This is a genomic window from Kiloniella laminariae DSM 19542 (assembly GCF_000374005.1).
Taxonomy (GTDB): domain Bacteria; phylum Pseudomonadota; class Alphaproteobacteria; order Kiloniellales; family Kiloniellaceae; genus Kiloniella; species Kiloniella laminariae.
Genome location: NZ_KB893138.1, coordinates 25,269 through 49,709 on the forward strand (window position 1 = coordinate 25,269; position 24,441 = coordinate 49,709).

The window sequence follows — 24,441 nt, forward strand, 5'->3', positions numbered from 1 at the left end:
GCAACAGCAGCGGTGCTCACTTGCTGATTGTTACAGCCCGTGGACACTTTAAAATCTACGGACAATTGGTTAATGAGAAGTAAGTTATACTTTTAAAGGTTGAATTTATAGCGATTTTTCTGGTCTCATCTATTGTAGTCTCGAGGCTTGCGCAAGCGAAGGCGAAGAAATTGGCAGGGTAGTGGAATATGCCTGTCTTCTCATCGGGCCTGTCATGTTCGGGTCATATTTAACAGGCAGGGTGGCTGCTGGAATTGTAAACAGAGTTGCCCTGGGAGCGATCGGGATTTTTTGCACTATCATTGCGTGCCTCGATAACAACACAGGTCTAACAGGGGAGGATTATATGAAAAAAAAATATTACGGGTGTGCAGCACTCGGATTGGCGCTGACTTTGATTACAGGAGGGATGTCAGCGGCATCAGCAGGAGCCCTGACGAATGTCCGGGACGTGAAACTCAATGTATCCGGTTTGAATTATTACAGTGAGCAGTGTGGGCTGAGCCGGGAGGCTTTTGAACGCGCGCTTTTTGGGGCCTTTAGCGAAGGTGAGCTTCGTCTGACCCGTTCATCTGCCTATTGGTTACATACCAAGGTGACGACGATCATCTTCGACAAGGTCAATTGTGTTAGCAACGTAGAGGTCGTGCTTTATGCCAACACCCGTTATTTCAATCCGTCGACGGCGAGTGAGATGATTGGTCGGGTTGAAGTCTGGAGCAATGGTGGTCTGTATAGTTCGGAAGCTGAAACTCATCAGGTCCAGGTCAACAATGCCTTGCATAAAATGGGAACATCCCTGCGCGATGCCTGGAGAAAAGATCAGTAAGACTGAAAACTCCTGACTTATCCTCTAGGCAATGCAATCTGTTTTGCTTGTCCTGGAAGGAGGGTGGTCAGTGGCAAAGTTTGCATTTTTTTGGGGTAAAAGTTTACTGTTAATATCTGGGATAGGAATTTTGGTTTAATATAACAGGGATGTAACCCGTTGTGTTTCCACTGTGTCTTTGTTTGTCTTGATCATATTTCCAGATGATATGGCGCTGTGTGGGCCAGGGTTACAGGACAATTCAATTTGAAAGGTAGTATATGGTAATCAGTTCAAGCGACATTCCCAAGTTTTACCACGATGCAGACTTTATGAACTCGCCTGATGCCAGGGCACTCAGGATACTGTCCGAGTATTTCGGGCCGCAAACCCGTTTTGAAGAGTTTAACGTGGATGACACCATTGTGTTTTTTGGCTCTGCCCGTATTCAGTCGGAAGAGACAGCCCAAAAGGCAATGGCGGAAGCCAAGAGTACTGGCGAGGGGCTGGAGAAAGCCGAGAAGATGATGAAGATGTCGCGCTATTACGAGGAAACTCGTGAGCTGGCGCGGCGCTTCACCCGCTGGTCCAAGGAGCTTGGAGATGAAGAGCGCCGTTTTGTGGTCTGTACCGGAGGTGGTCCAGGGATCATGGAGGCGGCAAACCGTGGAGCCTCGGAAGAAAAGGGGGTTAATGTTGGCCTCAATATCTCGCTTCCATTCGAGCAAAATGAGAATCCCTATATCACAAGGGAGCTGGCGCTTGAGTTCCATTATTTCTTTATGCGCAAATTCTGGTTTATTTATCTGGCCAAAGCTGTCCTGGTCATGCCCGGTGGCTTTGGAACACTCGATGAGTTTTGCGAACTGCTGACGTTGATCCAGACGCAGAAAATCAGAAAGAAGATGCCTATTGTTCTCTATGGCTCGGACTACTGGAATAAGGTGATCAATTTTGAAGCTCTCTGCGAGTTCGGTACGATCAGTGAAGAGGATCTTGATCTGTATCTGGTGACCGATTCTATGGATGAAGCGTTTGACTATGTGACTAAGGGGTTGTTGAAACATGCCCTGAAGGCCCCAGGCCCAAGCCTGTAGGTAGGACAGTGGGGTGGCGATCTTTTGGCGGGCCTTGTTGTTTCAAGGCCCGCTATGATGCGAGGTTTGCAAAGATAGGGATCAGGATTTCCGCCTAAAACGGCTACAATGGTGCTCAGTGATCACAAGGTAATCTGGTGGCCCACTGTGAGGGCATTCAATTAGATTGATAGATTCAGCCTATGTTTGGCATGTGAATTATCGATTTGAAGTATGTTAATTCTCAGTTCACAATGTAACTATAATGCATCTATGTGAGGGGGTTTATTTACTAAAACACAAATTCATCAGAGAAAATGTTTGTAAAATATCCGATATTCTCAAAAATGTGTTGATTTGTTGCTGTTAATGTCACAAATTCTTCGTGACATAAATGTTTTACAAATATGACAGTTTTGTGAACCTCTTCTTGTGTCGTTATGATGAATCGGGTAACAAATCCTGGTGTCCGCTTGTTTCCTGCTTCACCACCAGGTTGGTTATAACAGGCGAAGTGGTATAAAAAGAATAACAGGGCGAGGTTAGCAAACAATCGTGTCGGGTTTTGAGCTTTTATTGAAAATTGCAGGTGGTGTGGCGCTGTTGTTGTGGGCGACACGTATGGTGCGCACAGGGGTTATGCGTGCTTATGGTAGCCACCTTCGCCGTTTTCTCGGCTCGGCAACACGCAATACTGTTACGGCCTTTGGCATGGGGATCGGTATGGCCGGTATCCTTCAGAGCTCAACTGCAACGGCTTTGTTGACAGTGGCTTTTGCCGGGAAAGGTTTGATTGCTATTGCGCCTGCCCTTGCAGTCATGCTGGGGGCTGATGTTGGCTCGACCCTGGTTGTCCAGGTGCTTTCCCTTGATATTTCGTGGCTTTCTCCTGTTCTGGTGTTGCTGGGTTTTGTTCTCTTTACCACGCGTCCAAGCATGACCTTGCGCCATATGGGGCGGGTTCTGATCGGGCTGGGGTTGATGTTGCTGTCGTTGAAGCTGGTTGTCGCGGCTTCTGAGCCCATGCGTGACAGCGTCACCCTGCAGAATATCCTGATCCCTCTTTCTGAAGAACCTGTAATTGCGGTGATTTTGGCCGCCCTGATTACCTGGGTCACTCATTCTTCAGTTGCGATGGTTCTTCTGATCATGTCCTTGACCCTTGCTGGCGTTGTTCCTCCTGCGTTGGGGCTTACTCTGGTACTTGGAGCAAACGTTGGAGCCGGGATTGTGCCTATGGCTCTGACCATGGCTGAAACACCCGCGGCCCGCCGCATTCCTGTGGGGAATTTTCTGTTCCGCCTGCTTGGTGTCTTGATGATCCTGCCGTTTATGAAACTGATCGGGCCTTATGTTGCCGAAATCAGTGGTCCGGATCTTGGTCGTCAGATTGCAAATTTCCATACAGCTTTTAACCTTGGCCTGGCTCTTGTCTTCCTGCCTTTTGTCGGTCTGATGACCCACTTTATGGCCAGGGTATTGCCGGACAGACCCGGATCTGCCGACGATCTGCGTCCCAAATACCTTGATGTAACGGTTATCAAGTCGCCAACCGTGGCGGTGGCCTGTGCCACGCGTGAGGTTCTACGACTGGCGGATGTTGTCGAGAATATGCTCCGTCGGGTTATCGAGGTTTTTTCCGGCAACGATCCTGTCTTGCTGGAGGAGGTGAGCCAGTCGGATGATCTGGTTGATGACCTGCATGAGGCAATCAAGCTTTACCTGACCCAGGTCAGCAAGAATCAGCTGGACGAAGAGACCAGTTCACGCTGTGTAGAGTTGATTGCTTTTACTACCAACCTTGAGCACATCGGCGATATTATCGACAAAAATCTGTTGGAAATTGCCAATCAGAAGATAAAAAAACGCCTGGAATTTTCTGAACAGGGCTGGAAGGAACTGGTTGATCTGCACCGTCGTACGCTGGATCAGATGCAACTGGCCATGACCGCCTTTGTATCGGGAGATGTTGATATTGCCCGTCAGTTGATCGCAGGCAAGGAACAGTTCCGCACGATGGAACAGGCCGCAGGGGAAAAACATCTCCAGCGCTTGCGGGATGGCCGGATTGAATCGATTGAGTCCTCGGCCTTGCACATCGATATGATCCGCGATCTGAAACGAATTAACTCTCATCTGACTTCCGTCGCCTATCCCATTCTGGATGCGAGCGGGGAGTTGCGTGAAAGCCGTTTACGTGTGCGTCCCAAGAGTGAAGGAAACACTGTCGCGGAAGTGAACGGTTAAAGGTATGAAATTCCGGCTTGCCGGATATGTCGGGGACTGTCGGCAGGACAGTTTCGACAGGGAAAGAGTTCCTTACTCACCCGCAGGAGGCAGCGGAGGAAGGGAATAATTTCGGATCTGGGCGCAAGCCCGGAAAAGGTTTTTGGGACGAAGTAATTGCGTAACAAAGACTTAGTTCGTTTGTAACAAAGTGCCGCTATAGACGGCACGGGTAATAAATCGAATAGGGATGCTCGGGGGGAACCCTCCGCGGGCGATCATCATGAGGAGCGTGAAAGAATGACCAAATCCTACAACAGAAAACTGCTCGGCGGTGTTGCGGCAACGATTGCTGCTCTTGGCTTTATGGCAGGGAGTGCTGCTGCTGAAGAACTGACTGTTTATACAGCAGTTGAGGCCGAAGATCTCAAGCGTTATGCCGAGGCCTTCAATGAAGTGCACCCCGATATCACCATCAACTGGGTGCGTGATTCCACAGGCGTTGTTACAGCGAAACTTCTGGCCGAAAAAGACAATCCACAGGCTGATGTGGTCTGGGGGCTTGCCGGTTCCAGCCTTCTGCTGATGAAAAAGGAAAACATGTTCGAAACCTATGCCCCTGCGGGTGTAGATCAGCTCGACAGCCGTTTTCGTGATAACTCTGACACCCCTGTCTGGGCTGGAATGGATGCTTGGGTTGCCGCAGTTTGCGTCAACACCATTGAAGCAGAAGCCAACAACCTGCCAATGCCGACATCCTGGGCTGATCTGACCAAGCCTGTCTACAAAGGCCACATTGCCATGCCACATCCCGGTTCTTCCGGCACCGGCTTTCTGGATGTAGCCAGCTGGCTGCAGATGTTTGGTGAAGAAGACGGCTGGGCCTATATGGACGACCTGCATGAAAACATCGGTGCCTATACGCACTCTGGTTCCAAGCCTTGTAAACAGGCTGCTGCCGGTGAAGTGGCTATCGGAATTTCCTTTGCTTTCCGTGCGGCTAAATCCAAGGCGCAGGGAGCTCCTCTGGAGATCGTGATCCCTTCAGAAGGTGTTGGTTGGGAAATGGAAGCCGCTGCGATCGTCAAGGGTACTGACAGCCTTGATGCTGCGAAAAAGCTGATGGACTTCATCGTCTCCAAGCCTGCAATGGAACATTACAATCAGGGTTATGCTGTTGTGGCGATGCCTGGTGTTTCCAAGCCGATCGAATTCTATCCCGAGAATATCACAGACAGCATGATCGCGATGGATTTCGAATGGTCTGCCAACAACCGCGATGCCATTCTGGCAGAATGGACAAACCGGTATGATTCAAAATCAGAGCCGAAAGAATAAGCTTCTGATGTTGGGTCGATAAGACTGCGGGCCCGCTCTCTGGTTACGACCGGAGAGCGGTGTCCAAATCCGGAACTGTTCTTTCGATACAGGCTGTATTGTTTTTTACAACCTGTTCCTGTCGGGGATATCCCCGGAAAATCAGAGTTCCGGAACAGTAATTTTCAGCGATTATTTATATGGTAGACTGCTGTCCGGCTTATGCTTTGGCTAATCAGCTTTTGATGTCTGGTTATCCGTGCTCTTTCCCAAGAGATCGCTGAGACGCAAAACAGAGAGACTGTTAAAAATCGCTGCCTGAAAGTTGAGCACAGAAAAACTGTGCCACTGGGCCGCTTGAGAGGAATGGCAATGAGCGCAAATACTGTCGGTATCGAGACCGGGCGAAAACCTTATCTGACGACAAGAGATCTGACCAAGAATTTTGGCAATTTTACGGCCTTGTCGGACATTACACTGGAAATTTATGAAGGCGAGTTCGTGTGTTTCCTCGGCCCGTCTGGCTGCGGCAAAACCACTTTGCTGCGCGCGATTGCCGGTCTTGATATCCAGACCTTTGGCCAGGTGACCCAGGCGGGCAAGGATGTTTCAAACCTGCCGCCAAGCGAGCGTGATTTTGGCATTGTTTTCCAATCCTATGCCTTGTTCCCCAACCTGACAATTCGCAGGAACATTGCTTATGGTCTGGAAAACCGGGGCAATTCAAAATCTGAAATTGCCCAGCGTGTGGACGACTTGCTGGATCTGGTTGGCCTTGCTTCCCAAGCCGATAAGTATCCGGCGCAGTTGTCAGGGGGCCAGCAGCAACGTATTGCTCTGGCACGTGCGATTGCGACCAACCCAGGTCTTCTACTCCTTGATGAGCCTCTTTCCGCACTTGATGCCAAGGTCAGGGCGCATCTGCGCCACGAGATCAAGGAATTGCAAAGAACACTTGGTGTGACGACAGTTATGGTGACCCATGATCAGGAAGAAGCTCTGACCATGGCAGACCGTATCGTTGTGATGAATAACGGTGTTATTGAACAGGTCGGGACGCCAATAGAGATTTACCGCGATCCGGCGACGGCTTTTGTTGCTGATTTTATCGGCACCATGAATTTTGTTCCCGGCCAGTTCAATGGCGGGACGGAGCTGAAGATGGGGGAGGTCGCGTTGCAGTGCGAGGTCCAGGGAACTGGTCCGACAGGCGACATTCTGGTGGCTTTCCGCCCGGAAAATCTTCTGGTTCAGGAAGACGCAACAAATCTGCCAAACTCCTTCGAGGCGGAAATCAAATACATGGAGTTTATGGGATCTTTCTTCCGCGTGGATCTGCAGAGCAAACAAGCAAATGCCGATGCGCATATCAAGGGTGATTTTTCCATAAATATGGTCCGACGTACCGGTGTGAAAGAAGGCGATACGATCCGCGTTTCTATCCCCAAGGACCGTTTGACGATTTATCCGGGGGCACGCAACAATGGCTAATGTCACTCTTCCCAAAAGTCGTCGGGAGGTGAAGCCTAAGGCCAGCAGTGATGACTGGACTATGCGCGCCTTCATGCTGATGATCGGTACTTATCTGGTTGTTGCTCTGGCTTTTCCTCTCTATGCCATGTTGTCCAAATCATTCGAAGACAAAGACGGTGTCTTTATTGGTCTGGACAACTATATCAACTACTTCTCAACGCCAGCTCTGTTTAATTCTATCGAAAATTCGGTCTTTATCTCCGTCGTGACGATGGTGATCACGGTTACCCTGGCTTTCTTTTACGCCTATGCATTGACCCGCAGCTGTATGCGTTTCAAGGGCTTCTTCAAAATTATGGCGATGGTCCCTATTCTGGTGCCGTCATTGTTGCCGGGGATCGGCCTGATCTACATGTTTGGCAAGCAGGGTTACCTGAACTGGATGCTGTTTGGTTATGAAATCTATGGCCCGCTCGGGATTGTGATTGCCGAGGTTTTCTTCACCTTTCCCCATGCTCTGCTGATCATCATGACTGCCCTAGCAATTTCTGATGGCCGGTTATATGAGGCTGCGACGGTCTTGCGGGCTTCAAAATGGAAAATCTTCTGGACGGTAACTCTACCTGGGGCCCGTTATGGCCTGATCTCTGCTGCGTTTGTAGTCTTCACGCTTGTGATCACCGACTTTGGGGTTCCAAAGGTGATCGGCGGACAGTACAACGTGCTGGCGGTGGATATCTATAAACAGGTGATCGGCCAGCAGAATTTCTCTATGGGAGCGGTTGTTTCTGTGGTGTTGATGATCCCGGCGATCTTCGCATTCTATGTGGATCGACAGGTTCAGAAAAAGCAGGTGGCCCAGCTTTCAGCACGGGCAGTTCCCTATGAACCCAAACCCAACTTTCGTTTTGATACGCTGATGATGAGCTACAGCAGTATTGTTGTATTGATCATCGTGACCATTCTGGCGACTTGTCAGTTTGCGGCGCTGGTTAAATTCTGGCCCTATAACCTGGATATCGGGTTGCAGCACTACAACTTCGACCTCATGGACGGGGGCGGCTGGGATGCCTATTACAACTCGATCAAGATGGCACTCTGGACTGCGGCGGTCGGGACCATCGTGGTCTTTACCGGAGCCTATATGGTTGAAAAAGGCCGGGGATTTGATCAAGGACGGACGCTGTTCCAGTTCCTGGCCATGATGCCGATGGCGGTGCCAGGGATGGTTCTGGGGCTTTCCTATATCTTCTTCTTTAACAATCCGGACAACCCTTTCAACTTTATCTATGGCACCATGGCCATTCTGGTTGTCTCGACAGTGACCCACTTCTATACGGTGGCGCATTTGACGGCGATGACGGCCCTGAAGCAGATGGACAAGGAATTTGAATCGGTTTCCCAGTCCCTGCAGCAACCCTTTTACAAGATGTTCCTGCGGGTGACTGTTCCGGTTTGTACCCCGGCTGTTCTGGAAATCGCGATTTATCTTTTTGTCAATGCGATGACGACAGTATCGGCAGTGGTCTTCATCTATGCTACCCATACCCAGCTGGCGTCAGTTGCGGTTCTTAACATGGATGACGCGGGGGATATTGCCCCGGCTGCTGCCATGGGGATGATGATTTTCTATACCAATGCCATTGCGCGCGTGCTGCATATGTTTGTGGCCAAAGCGCTGGAGAAAAGAACCCAGGCCTGGCGGCAGCGCTGATTTTGGGCTGAATCTGGACTGTTTTATCAAAGCGAGATATTAAAGGGCAGGATTTTATCCTGCCCTTTAATGCTTTTTAGGAGGGGCGTTTAGTTTCATAAGGGGGGAAAAATGACTAAGCCGAGTGATCTCGCCGAGAAACAGCTGTTGGCCTATAACGCCCATGATCTCGAAGCATTCTGTGCCTGTTTCTCTGATGATGTGGTGGTTGAACTGCTTCAGGATAACCAAGTGTTATTCACAGGCAAGGATGCCTTGCGATCAACCTATGCCGAACGTTTCAGCCATCCAGACCTCCACGCTCATCTTCTGAACCGCATGGCTCTTGGCCGGGTGGTGATCGATGAGGAAGAAGTTACGGGCCTTCCTGGAGGAAGTCCGCTTTATGTCTTGGCAATTTATGAGATAGAAGAGGGATTAATCCGGAGAGTTCGCTTTGAAAGGGGCGAAAGGGGACAAACACGGGTACAAGTATCTGGTTAAAACAGTCTCAGCCAAAACATCCTGCTATAAAACAGTTTCTGTATAAAACAGTTTCTGGCCGAGGTCGTATATAGACAACCAGGCCAGAAACTGTCTGTGTCGGGTTTCGTGCTATCCGTTTTGCAAACTGCGATAGAGTTCCGTGCCTTCCTTGGCATAGGTATTTGCATCACTCACTGCCCGGGAAATTGAATCCAGGCTGCTGTTAACTTCGCTGACAGCCGTGGCTGCAGATTGCATGTTGACGGTGATTTCGCGGGTTGTTGCTGTCTGCTCCTCGACGGCTCCAGCAACCGCGGTCACACTTGATTCTACTGATCCGACGGCATTACGGATACTTTTCAGGCCACCAACGACCGTTTCGCAGACATTCTGCATGTTGGAAATTTCCGAGGAAATTTGCTCTGTTGCCTGGGCAACTTGATTGGCCAGGGTTTTCACTTCCGAGGCGACAACAGCGAAGCCCTTTCCTGCTTCCCCTGCCCGGGCTGATTCGATTGTGGCATTCAGGGCCAGCAGATTGATTTGTCCGGCAATTTCCTGAATAACAACGACCACGTTATTCATTGCTTGAGCGGCCGTGGTCAGCTGTTGTGTTGCCTGATCGGCGCTCGTTGTTTCTTGCATAGCCTTATCGACATCCTGTTTGGATGCCCCCATGCTTCTTGCGATTTCATGGGCTGAAGATTCAAACTCTTCAGCAGCAGCAGCGACAGACTGTACAGTTTGCAGAGTTCGGTCCGAGGCTGAAACCGCGGTCGAGGACTGGGAGTTGGCGTCAGTAACTGACTTCAGAATTCTTTCGAGATTTTCATCAACCAGTTTGCCAACACGCAGGGCTTCCTGTCGGATACGAATTTGCTCTGTGATATCCGTGGCGTATTTAACCACCTTGAAAGGTTTACCGGAGGGGTCGAAAATCGGATTGTAGGAGGCCTGGATCCAGATTTCTTTTCCACCTTTTCCAAGGCGTTTATATTCTGCAGACTGATATTTTCCCTGGCGAAGATCTTCCCAGAATGTCTGATATTCGGGACTCTTGGCCTCTCCAGGTTCGACAAACATGCTGTGATGTTTGCCCTGGATTTCGGAAAGACTATACCCGATTGCGCCGAGAAAATTGTCATTGGCATCAATGATCGTGCCATCAAGATTAAAGGAGATAACCGCCTGGGATTTGTTGACCGCAGAGATTTGGCCTCTGTAGTCTGCATTTTGGAGCACCTGGGCTGTAATATCCGTAGCATATTTGACAACAGAGGTAACTTTTCCGGTTCTTCCTACAATAGGATTGTACGATGCCTGGATCCAGACTTCCTTGCCACCTTTCCCGATGCGTTTGTATTCAGCAGTCTGATATTTTCCCTGCCGGAGTTTATCCCAAAACGCCTGGTATTCTGGGCTTTTGACATCTTCAGGGGCAACAAACATACTGTGATGTTGGCCCTGAATTTCCTCAAGACGATACCCCATGGCCGCAAGAAAATTGCCATTGGCATTTATGATGGTACCGTCAGGTTTGAACTGGATTACAGCCTGCGACTTATCAAGAGCAGCAAGCATGGACTGCATTTCATTTTTGTTGAGTTTGTTCTTTCGGGGAGCTGCCAGCTCAGTGGTATTGGCAGCCGCATTCGACCGGGAAAAAAAAGTGTTTAACATCTGGAGCGCCCTTGTTCTTTGTTATTCTGTAGAAGGTTCTGATTTTATTCGCTGCTACGCTTAAAGTTATTCCATTACAGTTTATCGAGCAGGGGCAGCTTTCTCGTCGGCTTATCCAGAGTATTTTACTCGGGTATTGTGCCATTATTTAGCCGTAATTACTCGATTTACATCTCAAAATTACATACGATTATATGTTAGTTGTCCTAATTAAAGTTTAATAAAAATAATCTGAATAAAAAGGGGTGATTATTCAGTGTCAGATATAAAAATATTGAGTAAGCATTTTAATTAAAAGGATTTTTTTGATGTACTGATTCGTCTTGTAAACAGTTATGAAAAATAATTGAAGCGATTTTTTAAGAAAAATCTGGCTGCTTATCTGTGGGGTGTACTTCTGTTATCCTTGCTCCGGGATAGCAGGAAGTCGATAAAGGCTCTGACCCGTTTTGGAACTTGTGAACGTGTCGGCAGAACAATATAAATCGGCAATTCTGGTATTCGATCAAGCTCGGGGAACAGCCCCCGGTGGTCCAGTTTTATGAGCTTGCCTGTCGCGACTTCTTTGAAACAAAGAGAGTCCGGTAAAAATGCTCCCAGTTTGCAATGATTGTTATCAGATTCAAGAAGCAGCATTTTTGTTAATTCGAAACTGCCGGTTACAATAGGAAGATTTTTTGTGATCATCTGCTGGTGAGGAGGCAGAATTTTTGCTGGGTCTAGAACTCTGAAATTTTCAAGTTTTCCCGTCCGGAACAAGTCTTCCAGAGAAGGCAGACCATAGAGAGAGAGCGTTCCTGCTCCCAGTCGGCGGGCTGTCAATCCTGCCGATCCTGGGTGACGTCCACGAAGGGCGAGGTCAAAATTATCCGAAATAAAGTCTACGGTCTGATCACTGACCTCGACATAGATCTGCACTCCAGGGTGTTGGGTTGTGAAAACATCAAGTAATTGTGCCAGTTCCGGCTTGGGATAATCAATTGGTACAGAGAGGCGGATCGGTCCGGTGAGTTTATTCTTTTGTGTAATATCTTCTTCTGCCTGTACCAATGCCTCGAGGGCATCTTCGCAGGAACTGAAATAGCTTTGGCCTTCGTTGGTCAGGGAAACCTGTCTTGTCGTTCTATGAAACAGGCGCACGGCAAGCCGCTCTTCAAGGGCCTTGATTCTTGCTGTTACAGTGGAACGGGGAAGAGATAACCGTCGCGCGGCCTGGGCAAAGCTGTTGCAACGAGCAACTTCGATGAAGGTTTGGATCTGTGTCAGATTTGCCATTGGCTGAATATATCAGTTAATAAGTTCAATATAATATGTCTATTTCTGACAATTCTCATCTTTATAGTACTCCTGTACCCACAACAACAGGAGGTTTCATGCAACGTCGGGAATTTTTTAAGGCGACAGTCGGGGGCACTGTCGCTTCGCTGTCTTTGCCGTTAACCAGCAGTTCGGCAAGGGCATCCGGGCCTGAATTACCTGAACTGAATATATGCTGGTTGGGTGGAGCAACGATGTTGATCTGTTTTGACGGTCTGTCGCTCCTGAGTGACCCTGCGTTCGGAGAAGGGCGCGAAGCCTTTCGGATGGGAGATCCCAATGAAATGTTTGATCTTGCCCGGGGTCCCAATATCAAAAATCACCCGCGCAAAAGCCCTTTCCCGGGGATAGATCTGGCTCGGGTTGATCAGCTTCTGATCAGCCATCTGCATGAAGACCATTTTGATCAGAAAGCCGAGGTTATGTTAGATCGTGGTCTCCCGGTGATTGCTCCGGTGGCGGATACCCCGGCCCTTGAAGAAAAAGGGTTTTCTTCTGTGCGCTCATTGGGGTGGGGAGAAAGCGTGGTTCTGCCAAGTAAAAACGGTGAAATTGTGGTCACAGGCATTCCTGCGGAACATTCAGAGAATCAGGAAATCGCTGCAATCCTGGGACAGGGAAATGGTTACTGGTTCGAATTCAGATCGGGGGAATGGCGCAAGAGCCTTTATTGGACCGGAGACAGCTTTGCCACAGAAACGGTGAAGACAGCGCTGAACACGCTGGGTTCTCCTGATATTCTTGTGCCCCATCTCGGAGCGGTTGGCACGACAGGTTCCCTGGGGCAAATCAGTATGGGGGCAGAAAATTTACGAGAGATGATTGATCTGCTCAAACCCGGAAAAATCCTGCCGATCCATCATTCTTCTTATGAACTCTATCTGGAGCCGATCTGGAAAGTGGCCGAAGCCTGCAACGATCTGCAGGGGCTAGACCTGGTCTCGGAAGGGACCTGGGTGAAATATGTCTGACATTTTCTTGTCGGATGGGGTTTTGTTCTAACATAAAGCGGGGCCTGTCATTTAGGACAGGCCCCGCTTTATTCGCTTTACACTACCAAGCTGGTTTACTCTTCGAGCCAGACCACTTCGGCAGCACGGTCACCACTGAGGTAACCGGTCTTGCGGGGTTCGTAGCCTTTGACGCTGCTCAGGCCCGCGTCGATGAAGTCGACAAACATCGGGATCATTGCCCCGCCGTCGTCACTGACCATCATCTGCAGATCGTGATACATGCCGCGACGTTTGGTGTCGTCCAGTTCGCTCCGTGCAGCGACAAGCAGCTGGTCGAACTGTTCGTTTTTCCAGTAGGTATCGTTCCACTCGGCTTGTGAGTGATAGGCAACGGACAACATCAGATCAGCTGTTGGACGGCCGGACCAGTAGGAAACAGCAAAAGGTTTTTTCATCCAGACGTTGGACCAGTAGCCATCAGCAGGCTCACGCGCAACATCGACAGTGATGCCCGCCTTTGCCGCAGATTCCTTGAGCAATACTGCAGAATCAACCGCGCCAGAGAAAGCTGCTTCAGAAGTGTGCAGGGTCAGGGCCTGACCGTCCATCCCGGCTTTCTTGAAGTGGAAGGCCGCCTTGTCAGGATCATAGGCACGCTGTGGCAGATCGGCAGCGTGGAAGAAGTCACTCTGCGGGATCGGGTGATCGTTACCAACAGTACCGTAACCACGCAGAACTGTCTTGACCATCTGTTCACGATCAACCGCATATTTCACGGCCAGACGCAGGTCCAGATTGCTATAAGGCTCGGCGCTGGTGTTCATCAGGAATGGATAGTGCTGACCACCTTTGGTGAGGAGCAGCTGCAGTTCCTTGTTGCGTTTCAGCAGGCCAACAGTTTTTGGATCAATTTTGTTGATCAGGTGAACCTGTTTGGTCAGCAGCGCGGAAATACGGGCCTGAACGTCGTTGATGACAAGCATTTCAACAGCGTCAACGTGGGCGCGGCCTTCTTTCCAGTAATTCGGGTTTTTGCGTACCCGGGAACTGGTGCCGGGAATAAACTCTTCAAGAATGAACGGGCCTGTACCGATACCTTCATCCCAGTTGGTTGTTCCAGCCGGGGCGATCATGAAGTGATAGTCAGAGAGCAGGAACGGCAGATCGGCGTTGCCATCATGCAGTTTGATCATGATTTCATGGGAGCCGGTTTTGACGATGTCGGCCATCTGGTCGCCATAGGTTTTGGCGCCGGATTCAGATTTTTCACCACGGTGATGATTGAGAGAGAAGATCACATCATCCGCATCAAGGGTTTTGCCGTTGTGGAATTCAACACCCTGGCGGATCTTGAAAGTCCATTCCTTGGCATCGGGGTTGGCTGACCAGCTTTCGGCCAGCTCAGGAATGGCAGCGCCGTGGGTGTCGACTTCAACCAGCAGGTTGCGAAGCTGATAGCCCAGAGTGACAGGGAAGTGGTCGGTAAACTTTGCTGGATCCAGTGTATCGGAGGAGGCACCGCCAGCAAGACCCATCCGCAGGGTGCCACCTTTTTTCGGTGTTTCAGCCTTGGCAGCTGTTGGCAGCAGCAGTCCGGCCGCGCCAAGGGCAGCTGCGCCCTTAAGGGCTGAGCGACGGCTCAGCTCAAAAGTGTTGATTTCTTTCATTGGGTATCTCCAGTTAATGCACGTAGTCGCTCATTATTGGGGTAATCATTCTGAAAAGTTGTCCTTGAAAGCCACAAAGATGCACTTAATCGCCGCCACGGGTGACATTGGCGGAAATGCTTGTCTGCAGAGGCAAAAAATACTGGACTGTAATCAAAAAATAACAATTTATTTCAAGCAGATGATCGGTAAGACTAGAGAGAGGAAAAGCCGGGAAGGCAGACTTTATTCAGGGAAATAAAATATGAAACTCGTCAGCTACAATATCCAGTACGGTACTGGGCAGGATGGTGTTTACAATCTTGACAGGATTATTGCCAGTCTGGTCGGGGCCGATATCATTATGCTGCAGGAGGTCGAGCGTCACTGGGAGCGTACGAACCATGATGATCAGGTCAGTCGCATCGCGGCGGCCTTTCCGGATTATTATTCGGCATTTGGCGGCTATTGTGATCTGGATGGCAGTTTCCGGGATGAAACCGGCAAGCTGGTTCAAAGGCGTCGCCAGCATGGCACCATGATTTTGTCGCGCGTGCCGCTTTTGTCTCTAAGAACATTTCTGTTGCCGGGAACGGCGGTTGTTTCGCCACAATTCAGTCTGCAACGCGGCTTGCAGGAAGCCCTGGTTGAATGGGAGGGACGCCGGATACGGCTGTATAATACCCATCTCAATCATATCTGTCCTGAACTGCAGGCGCCGCAGATCGAAAGGGTGATGGAGATCATCAATGATGCACCCGCCAGCGGCCTGGCCTGGAGCGGGGGGGATCCCAAAAACGGCAACTGGGGTGTGGGAGGCGAACTGGCTGTCCCTGAAGATGTGATTCTGACCGGTGATATGAACCTGTGTCATTTTGATCCTGGCTATAGCGATTTTGTTGGTCCCAAAAGCCGCTGGTATGGCCGGGTTGGTACCCGGCGTCACCTGATGGACAGCTGGACTCTTACGGGACATACAGAAGAAGAGGGAGACAGCTGTCCCCCTTATGGCCGACTGGATTACTGCTTTGTTTCACCAAGCTTGAGCAAGGCCGTTACAGCGAGCAAAATTGATACAGAAAACAAGTCTTCGGATCATTATCCCTATTGGGTCGATTTTGATTTCACGAAACTTGGTGCCTGAAAATTGTATGAATAAATATGATGGTCGTAAAACCAGCGAAATAGATAAAGCCCAGAGAAACACGAGCCCTCTGGGCTTTATCTGGTTCGATATTGAAAGGCTGGTCAGGAGGCCCTGATCTGGCTCATAAAGGCTTCGACCTGACGGGTCAGGTTGCCTGCATCTTCCTGGAGAGTCTGGGCTGCTGCCAAAACATTTCGGGATTCTGTTCCTGCCTTTTCGGTGTTGCTGTTTACCTGTGTAATGCTTCGGGATACTTCACCAGTTCCAGCTGCCGCTTCCTGAACGTTACGTGAAATTTCCTGGGTTGCTGCTCCCTGTTCTTCCATGGCAGAGGCGATAATGGTTGAAATTTCGCTGATTTGTGAAATGGTTTTGGAAATCCCGGCAATCGCCTGGGCTGAGCTTTCAGTTTCATTCTGAATTCCAGATATCTGGTTGGTGATTTCTTCGGTTGCCTTGGCTGTCTGGTTGGCCAGAGACTTGACTTCCGATGCCACAACGGCAAAACCCTTGCCAGCATCACCTGCCCGAGCAGCTTCAATTGTTGCATTGAGTGCAAGAAGATTTGTCTGTTCGGCGATATCACTGATCAACTTGATAACATCACCGATCCGGGTTGCGGAGCCCGACAGTCCCTGGACCATCGTATTGGCGCGGTCAGCTTCTTGTACCGCATCCTGGGATACTGCGACAGCGCGGGTCACCTGAGCATTGATTTCACCAATAGAAGCGGTCAGCTCTTCCGTTGCGCTTGCGACGGTTGCCACATTGGCAGATGCTTCTTCTGTTGCTGCAGAAACCACAGTGGTTTGTCGAGAGACATCATCGGTAACACCCGACATGCTTTCAGCCGAGACCAGCAATTGCCCTGCCGAGCTTGATACATTGCTGACAACGCTCTGAACCTGATCTTCAAACTGGTCAGCTATTCTCAGGAGTGTTGCCCGGCGGTCCTGCTCTGACTTTCGATCATTCTCGACCTGTTGTTCCTGTAACTGGCGGACCTCGATAAGTTTGTTGCGGAAGTGTTCAAGAGCCCTGGCGAGGACGCCAATCTCGTCGTTCCGCTGCTGCCCATCAATTTCGACGTTGGTGTCGTCCCGCGAAAGAATTTCGATGACACCGGTAATATTTTTCAGAGGACGGCTCATGAGAACCGTGATCAGAGCTGCAATGATGAGGGCCATCAGAAGGGTGAGGACCAGGGCGGCAATAATCATGTTATTGCGAACAGAAGTGGCCCCGGCCTGTACCTTGTCGAGGGGAAGAATGGCTGCGATAGACCAGGGCGTGGTCGACGCCCCGATGGTTACGGGGACCAGGACATAAAGAGCATCCTTTCCAAGTTCATCGGAATGCGCAATCCAGCTGTGGCTTTCGCCTTTGGTAATACGGGCTTTTTGGTCGGCAAAAACAGGCGAGCTTTCTTCGACGGGTTTACCAATCGCAGCTTTATCCGGGTAGGCAGCCCACACACCATTGTTCGTGATCAGCGTAACGATACCTTCATCGTAAGGTTTGATGACAGCAATACGATCCTGGACTTCACTGAGGTTAAAGTCGATGCCTACGGTGCCAATAAATTTGCCGTTTTCGATAAGCGGCACAACCACTGAAGTCGCCAGAAATGTTTCGGTGCCACTGTCTTTTGCCAGATCCATGGAATAGGGCTCGGTGATCACCTCCGTCATGGCCTTACGGGGGCCATCGTACCAGTCCGCTGTCTCTCCTTTATCTATGTTCAATCCCCGGACACCAAGATCTGTGGCATTTTTAAGAAACCAGAGATCGATAAAGCGGCCACTGGCGTTACTTTCGGGGGTATTGGCAAAATCACTGTCCCTGCCATCCAGGGCATTGGCGTCCCACCCACTCCAGACGGCAGCAAATTTGGGGTTGTTCAGGGTGATGCCCTTGAGAGCTTCACGGTAAACCTGACGATCCGTAATTCCGGCGTGTCGAAAGGCGAGATAAGATTCTGCCAAGGTGCGGCTGGCCGTCATGGCGACATCGATATCGGCCTTTACCTCGTTTCCGATACGACCAGCAAGTTCCTGCCCATGCTTCTGGGCGACATCAAGGATAGCTGTCTGACTTTCCTTCACAACAAAGGCTGTTGTTGCTGCAAGGCCGATAACCAGTGTTGCAACAACGGACAATAGTATCTTGGCGGTGAGGGAGAAACTTTTCTTTTGGGTACTCATCTCATAAGGCCTGTTCTAATGTTGATTATGCTATTCCCGTCTGTTGCAATCACTGTTTTTTTTATATGAGTGGAAGCACAGACACTATATTATCAAAGCACAAGCATTCTATTCGCCAGGGTATTAACACTGCTTTAAAACGGGAAGTGGCGTTATCAATTTAGTGAAACTGGAGCTATCGGTTTTTCCAGAGTGTGTGGGAGAATTTTGATAACGGGAAAGCGGTGATTCGCGCGACAGGCTTACTTTCTCTTTTTGTTGTCATCGTTTGTCTGGCCCATCTGATTGTTCCCAATGCCCGGTGTTGGGACCGTCTTGGAAATGGTGTCAGGTACAAACCTGCAGTAGTGGATTGAAATATGACTTTATCTGAACAGACGAACGATTTTAGCGAAGTTATCGAAAACGATCGCGCCCATGTGTGGCACCATCTCAGCCAGCATAAAAAGTATGAAACCGTTGACCCGATGATCATGATCGAGGGCAAGGGGATTCATGTCTGGGATGCCAAGGGCAACAAGTATCTTGATGCTGTATCCGGGGGCGTCTGGACGGTGAATGTGGGCTATGGCCGCGAGACCATTGCCAATGCCGTGCGCGACCAGCTGGTCAAGCTGAACTACTTTGCCCAGTCGGCAGGATCTATTCCGGGGTCGCAGTTTTCGAAAAAGCTGATCGAGAAAATGCCGGGTATGAGCCGGGTTTATTTCTCCAACTCCGGCTCTGAAGCCAATGAAAAGGCTTATAAAATCGTCCGCCAGATCGCTCATAACAAATATGGCGGCAAGAAACACAAGATCCTCTATCGCGATCGCGATTATCACGGCACCACCATTACCGCGCTGAGCTCTTCCGGCCAGGCGCAGCGCAAGGACCAGTACGGTCCCTTTACCCCCGGTTTTGTCGAGGTGCCCCACTGTTGCGAATATCGCTCTCAGTACGGTGAGTGTGATGACTATGGTATCAAGGCGGCGCTGGCGATCGAAGAAGTGATCTTGCGTGAAGGGCCCGATACGGTTGGCGCCATTGTGCTGGAGCCTGTAACAGCCGGGGGTGGTGTGATTACCCCACCGGAAGGCTATTGGCAGAAGGTCCAGGAAATCTGCAAAAAATATGACATCCTTCTACACATCGACGAGGTCGTCTGTGGTCTGGGTCGGACGGGTAAATGGTTCGGCTATCAGCACTATGATATCAAGCCGGACATCGTGACCATGGCCAAAGGTGTTGCCTCTGGCTACGCGGCCATTTCCTGTACCGTGACCACCGAAGAGGTGTTCAAGGAGTTCAAGAGCAATCCTGACGATCCCATGAGCTATTTCCGCGACATCTCGACCTTTGGCGGCTGTACTGCCGGTCCAGCTGCGGCGCTGGAAAACATGAAGATTATCGAAGAGGAAAACCTGCTCGATAACGTGACAAAGATGGGTGCCTATCTGATGGATCGCCTGCATGGCCTGAAGGACAAGCACCAGATCGTCGGCGATGTCCGCGGCAAAGGTCTGTTCTGTGGTCTGGAGCTTGTGACGGATCGTAAAACCAAGGAGCCGGTTCACGAAAGTGTGGCCCAGGCTGTGGTGGCAGACTGTTTTGCCCAGGGTGTGATCATTGGTGCAACCAACCGGAGCCTGCATGGGCACAACAACACCCTTTGCCTCAGCCCGGCCCTGATTTGTACCAAAGCACATCTTGATGAAATCGTCGGAGCGATTGACAAGGCCCTGACCAAGGTTACCGCCGGGTAATCTGTTTCGCGGGCAGTGCGAACAAAGCAGGCTGTCTTCGGGCAGTCTGCTTTTATTTTGTTGGTGTACAGCCAAAGGTTGTTTTGACAATTGACATCATTGAAACAAACTGAATGATAGCTTTCCTGTTTCTTTGTCATGCGGATTGGGATCATGCATATTCTTCTTGCTGTGTTGGGGGCTCTTGGGGGGCTGGCCTATTTTATCTGGCGGGTTCGGGCCACGACCACAGCTGCACGCGATGTGATTGAAGCAGCCGATGATATCCGTTCGGCTGCCCGGCGTTTCGGCTATCAGCGGAAACTGAAGGCAAATCCCCTGGATGATGTTGAGGACAACAGACTTGTCGCAGCAGCAATTATGGCGGCTTTTGCCCGTATGGACGGGGACTACACCCGTGAACAGCTGGAGGCGATCCATGCGGAATGTCAGAAGACCTTTGCTGCAACGGCCAAGGAGGCAGAGGAGATCACCGGGCAGGCCCGCTGGCTGATGGAGCAGGCAAGTAACCGGGACGAGGCTATTCGCCGCCTGAGCAAAAATTTGCGCAGCAGTCTGACAGATATGGAAAAACGCGACCTTCTGGCCATGGTAGAACGCATTGCCCGAATAGAGGGCGACAGTCTCAGGGATCTGCAAAAGGAAGCACTGGCTCGCTTGAAACACGCAATTTTCTAAGATATCCGCTGTTTTCTTTCATCTGTACTTTTCGGGAATAAAACGGGTTTGGTATGACTGTTGATCTTTCTCTTTGCCCTTGCGGCAGTACGGGGCCCTATGAAAGTTGCTGCGGTGCTTTCCACTCGGGAACGGCCTTGCCCGAAACTGCAGAACAACTGATGCGTTCGCGCTACAGTGCCTATGTTAAAGCAGAGATTGATTATCTGAAACAAACGCTCTGGCCTGCCTATCAAAAACAGTTTGATCCGGTTGGCACCCTGATACGGGCTAAGGACAGTCGCTGGATTGGCCTTGAAATACTTGCCAGTGGCGCGGGACAAAAGAAAGACAAAGAGGGTTTTGTCCTTTTTATTGCCCGCTCAGTTGTCAACGACAGGGCCAATGAACAGCGTGAAAAAAGCCTGTTCCGGCAAAAAGTAGGGCGCTGGTATTACCTCAGGGCCCTGCCTGAAAGCCAGTCAAAGAGCGACTGAACCTGACTGCGACAATTTGCCAATAAGAACTATTCGCAATGCATCTTTATCTTTGTTAGCGTTGTTTTATCGCCTCATCTGAGGCGCGATCAACTTAATATCAGAGGTAATGATGATGAACGGCCTTTCCATGGGTGCGGCAGCCTTTGTCGTGGCAACTTTTCTGGCAACTCCTTTAGCTCAGGCCAAGGAATACCCCATTGGTGCACCGCAAGAAGCCGGAGGGCTGGAGGTGGCGGCGGTGTATCTGCAGCCGATCACGATGGAGCCAGAGGGGATGATGCGTCCTGCAGTGGACTCGGACATCCATCTCGAGGCAGATATCCATGCCCTGGCAAACAACCCCAATGGCATGGCGGAGGGGGAATGGGTGCCCTATCTGAGTGTTTCTTACACCCTGACCAAACTGGACAGCGGCGAGACCCAATCAGGCCCCCTGATGCCGATGGTGGCTGATGATGGCCCGCATTATGGCGACAATGTCAAACTGATGGGACCGGGTAAATATCGACTGGATTTTAAGGTTTCGCCTCCTGGCAGCAGTGCTTCGGCTCCCTTTGGCCGTCACGTTGACAAGGAAACCGGTGTGGATCCCTGGTTTGAACCGCTCGTGACCAGCTATGAGTTTGTTTTTGCCGGCGTTGGCAAGGTCGGCAGCTATTAAGCTAGCAGACATCCCGGAGCTGCGCTGTACCGTTGCGGGAAAGCCGCAGCTCCCTCTCAATATCCTTTACAAGATATTGCCTTGTAACTCTTGTTGAAGTCAGGAGCAGGAATATGAAAAGCAGTTCTGGTCATAACAGATGCACGATCGGCTGGATAAAGAGCGGAATTATTGTTGCTCTGGGGTTGTTTACCTTGAGCACTATGTCTGCGGCCTCGGACCTGCCGAGCTTTGATCTGGAGATGAGGGACGGGCAGGTGATACCGCAACTGATCGAGGTCGAGGCGGGAACCACCTTCAAGATTGTTGTGCGCAACACCGGGACCATGCCCGCCGAGTTTGAAAGCCTGCGCCTGCGCAAGGAAAAGGTGCTTTCTCCGGGGGCGACATCCTTTGTGGTAATCCGCAAACTGTCACCCGGCAGTTACGAATTTTTCGATGAATTCCATCTGGACAAAGAAAGTGCGCACGGTCTGATCGTTGCGCGCTAGACAGGCTGGTTCAGAATTACTTTGGTTCTTGAATATCTCTGATGAGAAATGCGCTAAGTACGATGAGTTCGCTGGTGAGAGGATGATGTCTCATGACGATGCAGGTTTTTTTTATTGTCTGGCGTGAAAGTATCGAGGCACTGCTGGTCATCGGTATCCTCAATGTCTGGATCACGCATAATGCGGTTGCGTCTCCGGGACGGTACTATCTCTGGGGTGGTGTGCTTGCGGGACTGGCGGCGGCTGTTCTGCTGGCTGTCGCGCTGGTAGGCTTTGCCGAAAGTTTCACAGACGATGCGCAGGAATTGTTGCAGACAGCACTGGTGTTTGTCGCAACGGCCCTGATCGTCCAGATGGTCTTCTGGATGCGGCTGAAGGGGCGGAATCTTAAAAGGCAACTGGAGCAGGGTTTGGAAAAATCTGCGGAGAGTGGACAGTGGTGGGGCGTGTTTGTTCTGGCGTTGATTGCCGTTGCCAGAGAAGGCAGCGAAACGGTGGTCTTTCTTTACGGCATGCTTGCTGCAGGTCCAATCGCTGACAAGTATCAACTGGTTATGGCTGCGGGTGCCGGACTGACGCTGGCGCTTCTGACTTACAAGCTCTTGCAACTGGGGGGGAAGTTCCTGTCCTGGTCGCTGTTCTTTCGTCTGTCGGAAAGCCTGCTGCTGCTTCTGGCCTGTGCACTTTTTGTCACCGGGGTCGGGCAGCTGGTTTCTCTGGGTTTCATGCCCTATGGCGATCCCTTGTGGGATCTCGGCTGGCTGCTGAATGATACGGGGCGGTTGGGCGGAATTATCGCATCACTGACGGGGTATCGGGCGGCACCTGATCTGGTTACTGTCGCAAGCTGGATCGTGTTTTGGGGCGGAGTTTTTCTTCTGGGACAGCAGGTAGGAAAGCCGCATCGGCGTATAGCCGTGACAGAAAGGAAGCAGGTGTGACTGTCTGTTCCTCCTCACGAAATTTTGCCCGCGAAGGGAAAGTCCGGTGGTTGGCGAGAGCCGGGGTCTGGTTGCAGGAACACCAAATTCTGATCCGCCGTATCCAGTGGGGTGTTGTCGCTTTCTATGCTTTGCTGTTGGTTGTTCCGGCTTTTTTACCATTGCCGGGCATCACCGCGCATATCTGGGATGATCTGACCACCTTCGCCCAGTTTGTCTTCTGGGGGATCTGGTGGCCCGGTGTGCTGATTTCCATGCTGTTGTTCGGGCGTTTGTGGTGTGGGGTTTTCTGTCCCGAAGGGGCCCTGTCAGAGTTTGCCAGTGAACGGGGGCGGGGGCTGGCTATTCCCCGTTGGGTGAAATGGCCGGGCTGGCCTTTTGCCGCCTTTGTCCTGACAACCGTTTATGGCCAGATGATCTCGGTGTATCAATATCCCAAAGCAGCTTTATTGATCCTGGGCGGATCGACCATTGGCGCTGTTGCGGTCGGTTACCTCTATGGTCGAAATAAAAGAGTCTGGTGCCGTTATCTCTGTCCGGTCAGTGGTGTTTTTGGCCTTCTGTCCAAACTCGCACCAATGCATTATGGCGTTGACCGTGCGGCTTGGGATGCCAGTCCTCCGGGTCAAAAGCGCCAGATGGTCAACTGTGCGCCTCTGGTGCCGATACGGACAATGGAATCAGCTTCTCCCTGTCATATGTGCGGGCGCTGTAGCGGTTTTCACAACGCCATTGAGCTGAAGTCTCGCCGAGCAAATGAAGAGATTGTGCAGGTTTCCTCCAGAACAGCCCATCGATGGGACAGTCTGCTGATTATTGTCGGGCTGATCGGTGTTGCACTGGGGGCATTCCAGTGGTCTTCGAGCCCCTGGTTTATTGATATGAAACAGGGGCTGGCTCTCTGGCTGGTGGAACAGGGGATGATCTGGCCGCTGGAAACCACATTTCCCTGGTGGGTCCTGACCGACTATGCGGAAAAGAATGACGTACTGACCTTGCTGGATGGTACGATCCTTCTGGTGTACATTGCGGCGACAACATTGTTTTTGTCTTTGGCTGTTTCCTTGTCACTGGCACTGGTGGTGCGTGTGACCGGGGCGTGGCAATGGCAGCGTTTTCACCATCTGGCGCAAGGATTGATCCCCTTTGCCGGGGGCGGTGTGATCCTGGGTCTTTCAGCCCAGACCTTTACCTTGTTACGGGCCGACGGATTTGATCTGAACTGGGTTTCGCCTTTGCGGATGGTCTTTCTTCTGGGGGCCTTGTCCTGGTCTTTGTGGCTGGTGTGGTCAATATTACGCCAGCAGGCTGTCCCCGTTGGGCGCTCTTTGATCGGGGTGACTGCAATCTTTGCCGGTCTGCTTGTCCCGACCTATAGCTGGGTTCTGTTATTCTGGTTGTGGTAAAGCGGGTTGATAAA

20 protein-coding genes are annotated in these 24,441 nt (G+C 50.8%); 16 read left to right on the plus strand and 4 right to left on the minus strand.

Annotation, left to right across the window (positions count from 1 at the left end; all coding sequences use genetic code 11):
- Positions 1-346 precede the first annotated feature (346 nt).
- The 7 genes from B152_RS0108950 (at position 347) to B152_RS23095 (ending at position 9,097) form a co-directional block, all read left to right on the plus strand.
- Positions 347-829 carry a hypothetical protein gene (locus B152_RS0108950; RefSeq protein WP_157231002.1) on the plus strand — a complete coding sequence of 161 codons (483 nt, stop codon included), beginning with the start codon at positions 347-349 and terminating at the stop codon, positions 827-829.
- A gap of 260 nt (positions 830-1,089) precedes the next feature.
- Positions 1,090-1,905 carry an LOG family protein gene (locus B152_RS0108955; RefSeq protein WP_020592071.1) on the plus strand — a complete coding sequence of 272 codons (816 nt, stop codon included), beginning with the start codon at positions 1,090-1,092 and terminating at the stop codon, positions 1,903-1,905.
- A 534-nt stretch (positions 1,906-2,439) separates the two neighbouring features.
- Entirely contained in the window at positions 2,440-4,131 is a 1,692-nt protein-coding gene (locus B152_RS0108960; protein ID WP_020592072.1) for a Na/Pi cotransporter family protein, read from the plus strand.
- Between the two features lie 279 nt (positions 4,132-4,410).
- Positions 4,411-5,448, plus strand: coding sequence for a putative 2-aminoethylphosphonate ABC transporter substrate-binding protein (locus tag B152_RS0108965; protein WP_020592073.1), 1,038 nt, complete (start codon positions 4,411-4,413; stop codon positions 5,446-5,448).
- Positions 5,449-5,799: 351 nt separating this feature from the next.
- On the plus strand, positions 5,800-6,918 hold the full coding sequence (locus B152_RS0108970) for a putative 2-aminoethylphosphonate ABC transporter ATP-binding protein (protein ID WP_211212176.1): 1,119 nt from the start codon (positions 5,800-5,802) through the stop codon (positions 6,916-6,918).
- On the plus strand, positions 6,911-8,614 hold the full coding sequence (locus B152_RS0108975) for a putative 2-aminoethylphosphonate ABC transporter permease subunit (RefSeq protein ID WP_020592075.1): 1,704 nt from the start codon (positions 6,911-6,913) through the stop codon (positions 8,612-8,614). The genes B152_RS0108970 and B152_RS0108975 overlap by 8 nt, the downstream gene beginning before the upstream one ends.
- 111 nt (positions 8,615-8,725) lie before the next feature.
- Entirely contained in the window at positions 8,726-9,097 is a 372-nt protein-coding gene (locus tag B152_RS23095) for a nuclear transport factor 2 family protein (protein WP_020592076.1), read from the plus strand.
- Positions 9,098-9,208: 111 nt separating this feature from the next.
- On the opposite strand, the gene B152_RS0108985 is transcribed toward B152_RS23095, so the two are convergent.
- Positions 9,209-10,759 (minus strand): methyl-accepting chemotaxis protein, encoded by a 1,551-nt coding sequence (locus tag B152_RS0108985; RefSeq protein ID WP_020592077.1) that lies wholly within the window; start codon positions 10,757-10,759, stop codon positions 9,209-9,211.
- A 378-nt stretch (positions 10,760-11,137) separates the two neighbouring features.
- A complete protein-coding gene (locus B152_RS25255) occupies positions 11,138-12,034 on the minus strand; it encodes a LysR family transcriptional regulator (protein WP_020592078.1) in 897 nt (298 codons plus the stop codon).
- 98 nt (positions 12,035-12,132) lie between these two features.
- Here B152_RS25255 and B152_RS0108995 point away from each other — a divergent pair, with 98 nt between their 5' ends.
- On the plus strand, positions 12,133-13,047 hold the full coding sequence (locus B152_RS0108995) for an MBL fold metallo-hydrolase (protein WP_020592079.1): 915 nt from the start codon (positions 12,133-12,135) through the stop codon (positions 13,045-13,047).
- Positions 13,048-13,142: 95 nt separating this feature from the next.
- Here the strand turns inward: B152_RS0108995 and B152_RS0109000 are convergent, their stop codons facing one another.
- Complete coding sequence (locus tag B152_RS0109000) at positions 13,143-14,696, minus strand: ABC transporter substrate-binding protein (RefSeq protein WP_020592080.1); 1,554 nt, start codon at positions 14,694-14,696, stop codon at positions 13,143-13,145.
- Positions 14,697-14,940: 244 nt separating this feature from the next.
- On the opposite strand from B152_RS0109000, the gene B152_RS0109010 reads away from it, so the two are divergent.
- Positions 14,941-15,819: an endonuclease/exonuclease/phosphatase family protein gene (locus B152_RS0109010; RefSeq protein ID WP_020592082.1), complete on the plus strand. Its 879-nt coding sequence runs from the start codon at positions 14,941-14,943 to the stop codon at positions 15,817-15,819.
- A gap of 104 nt (positions 15,820-15,923) precedes the next feature.
- Here the strand turns inward: B152_RS0109010 and B152_RS0109015 are convergent, their stop codons facing one another.
- Positions 15,924-18,026, minus strand: a complete 2,103-nt coding sequence (locus tag B152_RS0109015) for a methyl-accepting chemotaxis protein (protein WP_020592083.1) — start codon at positions 18,024-18,026, stop codon at positions 15,924-15,926.
- 359 nt (positions 18,027-18,385) lie between these two features.
- Between B152_RS0109015 and B152_RS0109025 the strand changes: the two genes are divergently transcribed.
- The 7 genes from B152_RS0109025 to B152_RS0109055 all read left to right on the plus strand — a co-directional run bounded on the left by B152_RS0109025 (position 18,386) and on the right by B152_RS0109055 (position 24,427).
- The gene (locus tag B152_RS0109025; RefSeq protein WP_020592085.1) at positions 18,386-19,771 is read left to right on the plus strand and encodes an aminotransferase family protein; all 1,386 of its coding nucleotides are present in this window, start codon (positions 18,386-18,388) and stop codon (positions 19,769-19,771) included.
- A 153-nt stretch (positions 19,772-19,924) separates the two neighbouring features.
- Positions 19,925-20,449, plus strand: a complete 525-nt coding sequence (locus tag B152_RS0109030; RefSeq protein WP_157231003.1) for a TerB family tellurite resistance protein — start codon at positions 19,925-19,927, stop codon at positions 20,447-20,449.
- Between the two features lie 53 nt (positions 20,450-20,502).
- Positions 20,503-20,925 carry a YchJ family protein gene (locus B152_RS0109035; protein WP_020592087.1) on the plus strand — a complete coding sequence of 141 codons (423 nt, stop codon included), beginning with the start codon at positions 20,503-20,505 and terminating at the stop codon, positions 20,923-20,925.
- 109 nt (positions 20,926-21,034) lie between these two features.
- Entirely contained in the window at positions 21,035-21,589 is a 555-nt protein-coding gene (locus B152_RS0109040; protein ID WP_026261411.1) for an iron transporter, read from the plus strand.
- A 113-nt stretch (positions 21,590-21,702) separates the two neighbouring features.
- Complete coding sequence (locus tag B152_RS0109045; protein WP_020592089.1) at positions 21,703-22,080, plus strand: cupredoxin domain-containing protein; 378 nt, start codon at positions 21,703-21,705, stop codon at positions 22,078-22,080.
- A gap of 92 nt (positions 22,081-22,172) precedes the next feature.
- Positions 22,173-23,021 (plus strand): FTR1 family iron permease, encoded by an 849-nt coding sequence (locus tag B152_RS0109050; RefSeq protein WP_020592090.1) that lies wholly within the window; start codon positions 22,173-22,175, stop codon positions 23,019-23,021.
- Complete coding sequence (locus B152_RS0109055) at positions 23,018-24,427, plus strand: 4Fe-4S binding protein (protein ID WP_020592091.1); 1,410 nt, start codon at positions 23,018-23,020, stop codon at positions 24,425-24,427. The genes B152_RS0109050 and B152_RS0109055 overlap by 4 nt, the downstream gene beginning before the upstream one ends.
- The last annotated feature ends 14 nt before the right edge of the window (positions 24,428-24,441 follow it).